The sequence below is a fragment of the Flavobacterium potami genome, assembly GCF_020026915.1.
GTDB lineage: Bacteria > Bacteroidota > Bacteroidia > Flavobacteriales > Flavobacteriaceae > Flavobacterium > Flavobacterium potami.
On the sequence record NZ_JAINUY010000001.1, the window covers coordinates 1,224,786 to 1,237,823 of the forward strand.

General features: G+C 36.1%; 5 protein-coding genes. All 5 read left to right on the forward strand.

Annotated features, from left to right (window positions below; all coding sequences use genetic code 11):
* Nucleotides 1–340: 340 nt before the first annotated feature.
* Nucleotides 341–2,527, forward strand: a complete 2,187-nt coding sequence (locus tag K6T82_RS05115; RefSeq protein WP_223704845.1) for an alpha-L-rhamnosidase-related protein — start codon at nucleotides 341–343, stop codon at nucleotides 2,525–2,527.
* Nucleotides 2,528–2,676: 149 nt separating this feature from the next.
* On the forward strand, nucleotides 2,677–4,359 hold the full coding sequence (locus tag K6T82_RS05120) for a glycoside hydrolase family protein (protein WP_223704846.1): 1,683 nt from the start codon (nucleotides 2,677–2,679) through the stop codon (nucleotides 4,357–4,359).
* 158 nt (nucleotides 4,360–4,517) lie between these two features.
* Nucleotides 4,518–5,642, forward strand: coding sequence for a glycoside hydrolase family protein (locus K6T82_RS05125; protein WP_223704847.1), 1,125 nt, complete (start codon nucleotides 4,518–4,520; stop codon nucleotides 5,640–5,642).
* 220 nt (nucleotides 5,643–5,862) lie between these two features.
* Nucleotides 5,863–9,189 (forward strand): glycoside hydrolase family 2 TIM barrel-domain containing protein, encoded by a 3,327-nt coding sequence (locus K6T82_RS05130; RefSeq protein ID WP_223704848.1) that lies wholly within the window; start codon nucleotides 5,863–5,865, stop codon nucleotides 9,187–9,189.
* Nucleotides 9,190–9,518: 329 nt separating this feature from the next.
* Nucleotides 9,519–12,905: a glycosyl hydrolase gene (locus K6T82_RS05135; protein ID WP_223704849.1), complete on the forward strand. Its 3,387-nt coding sequence runs from the start codon at nucleotides 9,519–9,521 to the stop codon at nucleotides 12,903–12,905.
* Nucleotides 12,906–13,038 lie beyond the last annotated feature (133 nt).

Genomic DNA, 13,038 nt, shown 5'->3' on the forward strand with positions numbered 1-13,038 from the left:
ATCTGCTTAAAGAAATATAGATGATTGAAAATGACTAGTCATTAACACATAGCTATGTGTGTTTAAATAAGTGAAACGCCTTTTTTACGTATAGAAAGACTATGTTTCTATGTGTTAAAAATAAAATCTGTGTTCATCCGCGTCTTCGCAAAAGCGAATCCGTTTCATCCGCGTCTCATAAAAATTCTAACATCATTTTTTTTAATACTAAAAAAGTGATAACTCGTAATTTTTCCCTTAAAAAATTATGAAAGAATAGTATTTTTTATGAAATTACAGGATAGTGCAGGGTGTAAAATGTAATTACAACACTTATCTTTAGTCCCAAAATAAACTTACTATGCTAAACCGCTTTTCCAACTTTAAACTTTTACTTCTTTTTTTTACTCTTTTTTCTTGCTCCGTACTATTTGCTCAGGAAAAATCAAAAGAAGCGACATGGATCTGGTATCCAGGCGATTTCGAAGTTTGGTTAAGCAATAAAATGCAGGTAAGACGTACAGAACGCGAAGCAGTTTTTCCTCCGCTTTGGCAATATTATAGTCCGTATGCTTTGGTCACTTTTCAAACCGAAGTTGATATTCCAAAACCAGATCAGGTTAAAATTTTCTCAGAAGGACCTTTTCAATTACTTTTAGATGGGGTTCAAATTTACGGACAGCCAAAATCAATCACAATTCCTGCCGGAAAACATAAAATCTCTTTTAAAGTTTACAATCAGGAAGTATTGCCGGCTATTTATATTTCGGGTCAATACGTGAAATCGGATGCTTCTTGGAAAGTAACTAACGAAGATAAACTTTGGATTGACGAAGCCGGAAAAGCACAGCAATCTGGTACGCCGTGGGTTCCTGTTGGTTCTTGGAATTTTGATTCAGCAGAAAATAAACCTTCTGAATTTAAATTAACAACAAAACCTTTAAGTGCTAAGAAAACAGAAAAAATAACGGGTGGTGAATTAGTAGATTTCGGAAAAGAAACTTTTGGTTACATCAAAATTCACGGTTTAAAAGGAAAAGGTAAAGTTGCACTTTATTACGGAGAATCTCGTGAGGAAGCTTTGGATTCTGCTAAATGCGAAACTTTAGATCATTTATCTTTTGATGGAAAACAATCTGAAACTTATACACACGACGGTTCAAAAGCATTTCGCTATGTTCAAGTACAAGCAGATGCTGGGGTGAAATACGATTCGATTTCGATGCTTTATGAATATTTACCATTAGATTATCGTGGTTCATTCAAATCTTCAGATCAATTATTGAATAAAATTTGGGATGTGTCGGCTTACACGATGCATTTAACTTCTCGCGAATTTTTTATTGACGGAATCAAACGCGACCGTTGGGTTTGGTCTGGTGATGCCTATCAAAGTTATTTAATGAATTATTATTTATTCTTTGATTCGCCTTCTGTAGAACGAACAATGTCAGCGCTTCGCGGAAAAGATCCTGTAACGGCTCACGTCAATATTATTATGGATTATTCACTATATTGGTTTGTAGGTGTTTACGATTATTACTTACACACAGGCGATACGAAATTCATCAAAACCTATTATCCAAGAATGAAATCATTGATGGATTTCTGTTTAGAAAGAAGAAACAAAAACGGATTCCTGGAGCCATTAGAAGGCGACTGGGTTTTCATTGATTGGGCTGACGGATTACCAAAAACAGGCGAGGTTAGTTTTGAACAAATGCTTTTGGCAAGAAGTTTAGAAGCTATGGCGGTAAGTGCTGAAATCGCTGGTAAAAATGAAGACCAAAAAGAATATCAAAAATTAGCAGCCGATTTAAAAACTAGCTTATTTGATGTTTTTTGGGACAAGAAAGAAAACGTAATGAAACACCAACGTATCGACGGAAAAATGCAAAATATTGTAACCAGATACGCTAATATGTTCGGTATTTTCTTCAATTATTTTACGGAAGAACAAAAACAAAGTGTAAAAAATAAAGTGTTGTTGAATAAAGATGTTCTTCAAATTACAACGCCATATATGCGTTTTTACGAACTGGAAGCGTTATGTGCAATGGACGAACAAAAATTTGTTTTAAATGAAATTCGTGATTATTGGGGCGGCATGTTAAATCTTGGTGCAACATCTTTCTGGGAAAAATACGATCCAAAACAAAGCGGAAAAGACCATTTAGAAATGTACGGTCGCCCTTACGGGAAAAGTCTTTGCCACGCTTGGGGAGCAAGTCCGATTTATTTATTAGGAAAATATTATTTAGGTGTAAAACCAACCGCTCCAGGTTATTCAGAATATGAAATCAAACCAAATTTAGGAGGTTTGAAATGGATGGAAGGAAAAGTGCCAACACCAAACGGAGAAGTTGCTGTGTATTGCAGTACCAAAGAAATTAAAGTAAAAGCTGGAGAAGGAGAAGGAAAATTAATTTTCAAAAGCGCAAGCAAACCAAAAACAAACTCTGGAACAATTACAGAATTAGCAAAAGATAAATATCAGTTGATTGTAAAACCGAATGTGGAGTATGTTGTGAGTTATAAAGCGATTTAAAGTTCTTAGTAATTAGCTCATAGTTATCCGCACAGTTTGTCATTGCGAGGAACGAAGCAACCTCACTAATGATTACGCAAAGTTTGATATAGCAAATGTGATTGCTTCGTTCCTCGCAATGACGTAAAAATTCAAAAAAATAAAAACCAATGTTTTCAAAAAACACAAAACACAATTTCAAATTAAAAACCGCTTTCTTAGCATTGTTTTCAATCTGTTTACAACTTTCAGTAACAGCACAAAACGCATGGAAACCAGCTTCATTTGAAATCGTAAAATCAAATTACAAAACTTTCAAAACCACTCAATACGCTCATGTTTTTTCAGGAAGCAAACACAATATTGTTCGTTTAGCTCCAGAATTGCAAGGCTTGACGGGAATCGAACTTCCTTTAGATAAATATAAAAATGGAACGAATGCTCCTTTGCAATTAAAGTTTAAAGAACCTGTAATGGTTTTGGTTGGTGTTTTTCAGGATAAAAATGCAGAATATCTTCAAGTGAATCAAATTGGAAATAATAATGAGATTATTTCAAATGGAGTTACCATTACAGGTTTACCGCCTGTTGATGTTTATGCAATTCCTTACGGAAAAGGAACTCACACTATTTTACCCAATCAAAAAGGATTGTTTACTGTTTTGGGAGTTTTAAAAAGCGATCAGCAGTTGAATGCAAGAGATGCTAAATTTCCAGACGGAAAATTGTGGAACCCAACATTTATTGTAGAAGGATTTTCAGATGAAAAACCGCTTTTCGAAGTTATCGGCGGAGAAAACAAACCCGTTATTGATGAAGGAATGTCAGGAACTGATGGAATCCAAGGAGGTTTTGAAGGCGGGCGCGTGGTAAAAGTAGGCGATACGTATCATATGTTTCCAACAGAAAGAGCTGGAGAAAAAGGTGTCGATTATTATTATGATCGTGTAAAAACCAAAATCGGACATTGGACAAGTAAAGATGCGATTCATTGGAAAAGAGAATCAACAATTTACCAAGCAAGCGGAACTTACGCGGTAACCGAAGATGATAACCCAATGAACGATCGTCGTGCCGCAATTTGGTCGTATATGCCGGTTTTTAATGAAAAAGCAAACAAATGGTACGGCTATTATTTGGCTTATACAGTTAGTAAAGAAATAGAACCAAATCACTCATTTGGTAGAATTTGGCGTTGCGAATCGACTGTAGATGGAATCAACGGAATCGGTGGTCCTTATAAAGATATGGGAATTATCATGGAACCAGGATTAGATTCTCAGCCTTGGGAAGGTCGTCAAGGTGTGGCTTCTTTTTTTCCATACCAAGTTGGCGATAAATATTTCGGATTTTACAGCGGTGCATATCCGTTTAATTCATGGGCAGATTATCCGAAGAAATCAGGAAAAGGCTGGTTTGTGGCTTTAGCCGAATCTAAAAGTTTAGAAGGTCCTTGGCTGCGAATGAACAAAGGTTTGGAACCAATCAAAACTATGCATCCGCTTTTTGTTGAAAATCCAATTGTGAGTCAATTGCCAAATGGTCTATACATCGCGATTTTCGACGGAGGTCCAGACGGTTGGGGACATCATTTACCAAACATGATTGCCTATTCATTATCTGCGGATGGCGTTAATTGGGCAGAAGCACATTACTTGCCAATCGAAACCAAAGTAGATAAATGGTGGGATATTATGAGGACTCCGCTTTGTCTAATCCCAGAAGGAAATGACGTTTACACCATAGTTTATAATGCCATCGATTTAAAAAGAAGATTTCATCCAACAGGAATGGTTAAAGTAAAATTGAATAAGGATGTAATGGAATCTAAATTGAAAGAATTGAAGAAGTAATTTAGACGGGGTAGAAGAAGGAAGCAAGAGGCAAGATTTTTGAGAATAGAAAAACTTTGCGACTCTGCGACTTTGCGAGATTAATTCGTTCAAAAATAAAAAAAAAACTTAGAGTCTTAGTGTCTTTGTGGCAAAAGCAAACAAAACATAACCAAAAAATGAAAATTAAGTATCTAATCCTAACCATTTCAGCACTTGCCCTAACAAGCTGTGCAACCAAATACAAGAAAAGAGAAATTACCGACAGCGTAATGCAGGAAATTTACGAGGAAATAAAAACGCCTTATAAATACGGTTTGGTGATGGTGCCAACAGACAACTCCTATAAAATGGATTGTCCAAGCGTATTTAGAAAAGACGGCAAATGGTACATGACGTATTTAATTTATGATGGAAGAGGTTACGAAACTTGGTTAGCAGAAAGCGACAATTTACTAGACTGGAAACATCTAGGAAAAGTAATGTCATTCTCAGAAAATGAAAAACACTGGGATGTGAATCAAAAAGCAGGTTATATTTCGTTGCAAGACATGACTTGGGGTGGAAGCTACGAATGGGAAAAATACGAGGATAAATACTGGATGAGCTATTTCGGCGGAGACAGCAAAGGTTACGAAGCAGGAGTTTTATCAATTGGAATGGCTTATACGAAAGAAGCGCCGACAAAACCACACGAATTTCAGAGATTAGAAAATCCGGTTTTAACGCCAAAAGATAAAGATGCAAAATGGTGGGATAATAGCACAATGTACAAAAACAGTGTAATTCGTGATAAAGATAAATTGACAGGACATAATTTTATCATGTACTACAATGCCCGTGGCGATAGTATCAATCCTGCGAAAGGTGCGGAACGTATTGCTATGGCGGTTTCAAACGATATGAAACACTGGGAGCGCTATGGTAATAAACCTTTAATCAACCATCATAAAGGAATTTCAGGAGATGCTTATATTCAGCGTATTAATGATACTTGGGTAATGTTCTATTTCGGAGCTTTTTGGACGGGTTGGAATCAAGGCGCATTTAACCGTTTCGCCGTTTCAAATGATTTAGTAAACTGGACGGACTGGAAAGGAGAGGATTTAGTAAAATCATCTGAACCTTATGACGATTTATTTGCTCATAAATCATTTGTTGTAAAACATGATGGTGTTGTGTATCATTTCTATTGTGCCGTTAACAAAGCAGAACAAAGAGGAATCGCAATTGCCACTTCGAAAGATTTAGGGAAAAGCAAATTGAATTTTGTAGCTCCGCCGGAGAAGAAAAAGAAGAATTAAGAGAAAAGTACAAAGTACAAAGTACAAAGTACAAAGAATTAAGATATAGTACGTTTTAAACCTTACAGGTTTAATAATCACAAAATAAAACATCCAGTTTGTCATTTCGAGGAACGAGAAATCACACTCGTAATCACAAAGATTGTCGATTATAGTTGAGGAATTTCTAGTGCGATTTCTCCTTTCAGTCGAAATGACAAATAAAACTAAAAATAAAATAATGTTTCAACCAATTAAAAATAATCACTTTTCAAGGTTTCGATTTTCGATACCAAAATCAGTATTCACATTTTACATCTTACTTTTTACCATTTTCGCAAATGCCCAATCCGTAACAGGAGAACCTGCAGGAGTTCCAGAACTTCATAAAAAATATGAATTTGCACCTTGGGAAGATCCAACGATTACAAGCATCAACAGACAACCGTCTAGAGCAACTTCATACTCGTACACAAGTGTTGAAGACGCTTTAAAAGGCGACAGAACCAAAAGTAGAATTCAAATGCTTAATGGCGATTGGAATTTTAAATATGCAGTAAACTTAAATTTAGCTTCAAAAGACTTTTACAAAAATACCGTTTCAGGCTGGGATAAAATCGAAGTGCCTTCCAACTGGGAAATGAAAGGATATGATAACCCAATTTATAAAAGTGCCGTTTATCCGTTTAGACCCATAAATCCTCCTTATATTCCGAAAGATTATAACGGAGTAGGTTCTTATCAAAGAAGTTTTACTGTTCCAGAAAACTGGAAAGATATGACGGTTACGTTACATTTCGGAGCTGTAAGTTCAGGTTTTGAAGTTTGGTTAAACGGAGAATTTTTAGGATATGGAGAAGACAGTTTTCTTCCGTCAGAATTTGATGTAACACCTTATTTAAAAGCAGGAGAAAATGTAGTTTCCGTTCGTGTAATTCGTTGGACAGATGGTTCTTATTTAGAAGATCAGGACCATTGGCGCATGAGCGGAATCCAGCGTGAAGTTTTCATTATGGCAGAGCCAAAATTGCGTATTCAGGATTTCTTTGTTCAAACGAAATTAGACAAAGAATACAAAGACGCAATTTTCAAACTGAGACCAAAAGTAGAAAATCTTACAGGAGAAAAAATCAAAGATTATACGATGAATGTTCAGTTGTATGATGCGAATAATACGGCAATGTTCAAAGAGCCGCTTCAAAGACCTGTGATTGATTTGATCAACGAAAGTTATCCTCGTTTGGACAATGTTCGTTTCGGATTCTTCCAAGAAAACATCAAAAATCCAAAAAAATGGAGTTCAGAAGAACCGAATTTATATACGATGGTAATTTCGATAAAGGACAAAAACGGAAATGTTACAGAAGCAAAAAGCTGTAAAGTGGGTTTCCGTTCGATTGAATTCTCTAAAGAGAACGGAAAAATGCTCATCAACGGAAAAGAAACTTATGTATATGGCGTAAACCGTCACGATCATCATCCGACAAGAGGAAAAGCCGTTACGAGAGAAGATATCAAACAAGATATTACAACGATTAAGAAATTTAATTTCAACTTTATACGTACGAGCCATTATCCAAATGATCCTTATTTCTACGAATTATGCGATCAGTACGGAATCATGGTTATGGACGAAGCCAACCAAGAAACTCACGGAATTGGCGGTAAATTAAGCAATGACCCGCAATGGACAAACGCTTATATGGAGCGTATGATCAGAATGGTTGAACGCGATAAAAATCATCCATCAGTTGTAATGTGGAGTTTAGGTAACGAAGGCGGAAAAGGACCAAATCACGCTGCAATGTCGGGTTGGGTTCACGATTTCGATATCACGCGTCCGGTACATTATGAACCAGCGCAAGGAAATGCGAAATTAGACGGTTACATCGATCCACTTGATCCAAGATATCCAAAAACAATCGATCACGCTTACCGATTCGAAAATCCGCAAGATGATTCGTATGTCGATATGGTGAGTCGTTTTTATCCAGGCGTTTTCACACCGAAATTTTTAGTAGATCAAAAGAAAGATACACGTCCGATTATTTTCGTTGAATATTCTCATGCAATGGGGAATTCAGTTGGAAATTTAAAAGAATTATGGGATGAATTCCGTTCGCTTCCAAGAGTTATCGGAGGTTGTATTTGGGAGTTTAAAGATCAAGGTTTAGTAAAATTTGATTCAAGATCTGGTCAGAATTATTTTGCGCATGGTGGAGATTTTGGCGAAAAATACCATGATGGGAATTTCAATACAAAAGGAATTGTTGATTCTAATGGAAAACCAAAAGGTTCGATTTTTGAAAATAAATGGGTATATCAGCCAGCGATTTCAACTTTAAACGGAAATCAATTAGAAATTAAAAATCGTCAGGCGATTAAATCTTTAGAAGGTTATGTTCCGGTTTTGAAAGTGTTAGAAAATGGAAATGTAATCAAAACTCAGATTTTAAAACCATTAAAAGTAGAAGCAGGGCAATCGACAACAATAGACGTAAGTTCATATCTTCCAAAAATGAAAAATGATGCGGAATATCTTTTAAATATAGAGTTTCAGCTTTCAGCAGATGAACTTTGGGGTTCAAAAGGATATGTTGTTGCCGAAGATCAGTTTCAGTTGAAAAAGAAAGAAGCTTTGGTTTTAAATGCTAAAAAAGAAGCTTTGAATGTTTCAGAGTCTGATTCGGAATTTAAAATCAAAGGAAAAACGTTTGATATTACGATTGGAAAAGCAAACGGAGCTTTGAGTTCTTATGTTTTCAACGGAGAAGAACAAGTTTTTGCGCCTTTGTTGCCTAACTTCGTAAGACCGCTTACAGACAACGACAAACGCGGATGGAAATCGCAAAAGTTGTTGAAACAATGGTACAAAGCAAAGCCAAAATTGGTGAATGTAAAAATCGACAAATCGGCTTCTGAAATTAAAGTGATAAGCGATTACGAAATTATAAAAGACAGTGCGAGTGTAAATGTGGTTTACAATATCAGCCCAGACGGAGTGATAAAAGTAGATTATAGTTTGAAAGCTTCAAACAAACTGCCAAACCTTCCAAAAATCGGAATGCAGATGGGAGTTCAAAGAAAATTCGATCAAATTTCTTGGTACGGAAAAGGAGAATTGGAAAATTACAGCGACAGAAGTTTTGGCTCGTTTGTTGGTAAATATTCACTTCCAATTAATGACTTTATCGAACATTATCCAAAACCACAAGAAAACGGAAACAGATGTGATGTAAGATGGATGGCATTGACAACGCCACAAAAAAATAAAGGTTTTATGGTAGTTAATGATTCCAAAGTTTTGAGTATGAGCGCTTGGCCGTACACACAAGAAAATCTAAGTGCATCAGGTCATACCTATGATTTAAAAGATCCGGGATTTTTGACTCTAAATATCGATTTAATCCAAATGGGAGTGGGAGGAAACGACAGCTGGACAATTGTAGCACAGCCAATTGAACAATATCAGATTAAATCTGGAAATTATCAATATAGTTTTTATTTAACGCCTTTCAGCGGTTCAAAGAATCAGTTGGAAAGCAGTTTGAAGAAGTTTAAGTACTAGTAAATTTATAATTGACAATTAAAAATTGATAGTTAAAAATTAACGAAACAGTTTGTCATTTCGAGGAACGAGAAATCACACGCGGGATTCGACACAGATTGAAGACAAACTTTGAGGAGTTTCTAGTGTGATTTCTCCTTACGGCGAAATGACAAAAATGCGTAATACTAAGAGATTATCAAACATAGCCCAAGGTTTCAACCTTGGGAAACGCATAGTTTAATTACGTTGTGTCTCAATGGTTGAACCATTGGCTATGTTATAAAAATACCAAACCCGACAGGTTTCAAAAACCTGTCGGGTTTACAAACGAAATAAAACGATTAAAAATGTTTCAAAAAAAACACCTCTTTTTTATCCTCCTTCTCGCAAGTTTTGTCTCTGCGCAGGAACTCCATAAAAAAGAATCTTTTCAGCCAACACTAGAATCCTCCAAAACTTGGGTGTATTGGTATTGGATGAAATCGGCGTATTCTAAAGCAGGAATCACAGCCGATTTAGAAGCCATGAAACACAACGGAATTGCAGGCGCATATCTAATGACCATCAAAGGTCCAGCAAATCCGCCATTGATTAATCCGCCAATTTTGCAGCTGACGCCTGAATTTTGGGATATGATTAGCTGGGCTTTTAAAGAAGCAGATCGTTTAGGTTTGAAACTCGCTTTTCATGGAGCAGACGGATTTGCCGTTGCAGGTGGTCCGTGGATTAAACCAGAAATGTCGATGCAAAGAGTAGTTTGGTCAACGACAGAAATTTTAGGAGGAAAAAAAATCACTTCAAAACTTCCTGTTCCTGAGCATTACAAGGATTATTATAAAGATATTGCAGTTTTTGCAATCCCGATAAAAGAATATCAAACTACTTCACAAATTCAATTACCAAAAGTTACAACATCAAACAATACAGATGCTTCTTTTTTGGCTGATCCTAAAAAAGATGAAAACTTCAAATTTGCAGATGCAGGCTGGATTCAATACAAATTTGCACAGCCTTTTACCTGCAAATCGATTGTTATTGAAACCAAAGGAAGGGATTATCAGGCACAGCGTTTAATTGTGGAAGTAAGTGATGATGGAGTTCATTTTAAATTCCACGAAAGATTGGTTGCACCACGCCACGGTTGGCAGGATATGGATTTTCCGAATACGCATACTATTACGCCTGTTACAGCAAAATATTTCAGATTTGTTTATAATCCAGTAGGAACAGAACCAGGAGCTGAAGATTTGGATTTTGCGAAATGGAAACAAAATCTGAAAGTGAGTAAAATTATACTTTCGAATCAGTCTTTAATCAATAATTACGAAGGAAAATCAGGAGCGATTTGGCGTTTGACTCCAGAAACTACAGAGAAACAAATTCCGAATACAGATGCGTTCAAAAAATCAGAGACCATTAATATTTCGAGTTTTGTTGATGCTGATGGAAATTTGAATTGGAAAGCGCCAAAAGGGAAATGGAAAATTATCCGAATGGGACATACTTCTACAGGGCATGAAAATGCAACGGGTGGAGCTGGAAAAGGTTTAGAAGTAGATAAATTCAATCCAGAATTAATTCGTTTTCAACTAGATCATTGGTTCGGAGAAGCAGTGCGTTCTGCTAGTCCAGAATTGGCTTCAAGAGTTCTGGAAATACTACATTTTGATAGTTGGGAATGTGGAAGCCAAAACTGGTCTTCGGTTTTTCAGGCTGAATTTAAAAAGAGACGTGGTTACGATATTGTAGAATATTTGCCTGTAATGGCTGGAATTCCAGTAGAAAGTGCTGATTTTTCAGAGAAAGTTTTATACGATGTTAGAAAAACAATTGGCGATTTAGTGGCAGATAATTTCTACGGTACTGTCGCTCAAATTGCTAAAGAATATAAGGTTAAATTAAGTTCAGAAAATGTCGCGCCAACCATGATGAGTGATGCTTTGTTGCATTATAAATATGTCGATTATCCGGGTGGTGAATTTTGGCTGAAAAGCCCAACACATGACAAACCTTTTGATATGGTCGATGCCATTTCGGGAGGACATATTTATGGAAAAGACATTATTCAGGCGGAATCTTTTACGGCTTTGCGAATGGATTGGGACGAACATCCAGGAAATCTAAAAACAACTGCAGACCGAAATTATGCTTTGGGAATCAACCGTTTATTCTATCACGTTTTTGTACATAATCCGTGGACGGACAGAAAACCGGGAATGACTTTAGACGATATCGGAACTTTTTTTCAAAGAGACCAAACGTGGTGGAAACCCGGAAAAGCTTGGTTTGATTATTGTCAAAGAGTACAGTTTCAGTTACAAAAAGGAAAACCAGTAATTGATTTGGCGGTTTTTATTGGAGAAGATTTTCCTTCGCGTTCTTTTGTTCCAGATCGTTTGGTGTCTTTTATTCCGAATGTTTTTGGAAAGGAAAGATTAGAAAGCGAGAAAATCCGTTTAGAAAATGAAGGTCAGCCAACTGCAAAAATGCCGAAAGAAGTGACCTATTCTAAAAATATAACTGATTTATCGCAATGGATTAATGCTTTAAATGGTTATCAGTACGATTCATTTAACGCCGATGTTTTAATCAATAGAGCAAAAGTTGTAAACGGAAAAGTAACTTTTGAAGGCGGAATCGAATACGGAGCTTTACTATTTCCGGGAAGTCATAAAATGGCGCCGAATAAAATTTTGTCTTTGGCTTCAGCCGAAAAAATCCTGCAATTGCTAAAAGACGGAGCAACGATTTTTGTAGATGAAAAACCAACAATTCAACCAGGAATTCAATCAGAAGCAAACCAAAAGAAATGGCAAAATGTGATTGATGAAATTTGGAATAAAGCCAATTCATCTTCATGGAAAATCGGAAAAGGAACGGTCGTTAAACTACCTTATTTAGGAAATGATTTTGCTTCAATCGGAATCACTCAAGATGTTTATTTTCCAAACTTAAACAGAGCCGATTCCGAAACAATTGCTTGGGCGCATAGAAAAGCAGATAATGAAGAAGTCTATTTTCTTTCGAATCAAAAAGAACAAAAAAGAACATTTGATGCTTCATTTAGAATAGCTGGAAAAGTGCTACAATGGTACAATCCCGTTACGGACAAAACATCGGTTTTAACCAATTGGAAAATAGAAAACGGAAGAACAATTGTTTCCTTAACTTTAGAGGCAAACGAATCTGGTTTTGTGATTTTTAAAGAAGAAACGAAAGAAGTTTTAGCTCAAGGAAAAACAGCTGAATTTGAAAAAGTTCAGGTTTTAGATGAAAACTGGGAACTTCAGTTTGATTCAGAATTTAAAGGTCCGAAAGAAGTCATAAAAACAAATAAACTTTTTGATTGGAGTACTTCAGAAAATGATCAAATTAAGTATTATGCAGGTACTGTAGTTTACAAAAAAGAATTTGTTTGGAAAGGAAAAGACACCAGCAAAATTTGGCTTGATCTAGGAGAAATCGCTAATATAGCTGAAGTTTCCATCAATGGAAAAGATTGCGGAACACTTTGGACTTTCCCTTTCAAAACAGATATTTCGCAAGCATTACAAAAAGGAAAAAATACAATCGTAATAAAAGTGACCAATACGTGGGCAAATCGTTTAATTGGCGATCAAAAATTACCAAAAGAAGAAAGGTTAACGTGGACGACAGCACCATTTAGATTGGAAGGAAATCCATTGTTGAAAGCGGGATTATTAGGTCCAGTAAGTATTGTAAAAGAAAAGTAGGTAAAATATTAGCAACAGATTGAAAAGAATGGATTGTCACCCTGAGCGAAGTCGAAGGGCGCTCCAATTGGAATCGGGCTTCGACTTCGCTCAGCCTGACACAACTAAAACCAATAATCCATTTTAATCCTTT

What these genes read in the sequence shown, in the direction of transcription:
- K6T82_RS05115 (WP_223704845.1), top strand. Translation starts at nt 341, where the DNA reads ATGCTAAACCGCTTTTCCAACTTTAAACTTTTACTTCTTTTTTTTACT.
- K6T82_RS05120 (WP_223704846.1), top strand. Translation starts at nt 2,677, where the DNA reads ATGTTTTCAAAAAACACAAAACACAATTTCAAATTAAAAACCGCTTTC.
- K6T82_RS05125 (WP_223704847.1), top strand. Translation starts at nt 4,518, where the DNA reads ATGAAAATTAAGTATCTAATCCTAACCATTTCAGCACTTGCCCTAACA.
- K6T82_RS05130 (WP_223704848.1), top strand. Translation starts at nt 5,863, where the DNA reads ATGTTTCAACCAATTAAAAATAATCACTTTTCAAGGTTTCGATTTTCG.
- K6T82_RS05135 (WP_223704849.1), top strand. Translation starts at nt 9,519, where the DNA reads ATGTTTCAAAAAAAACACCTCTTTTTTATCCTCCTTCTCGCAAGTTTT.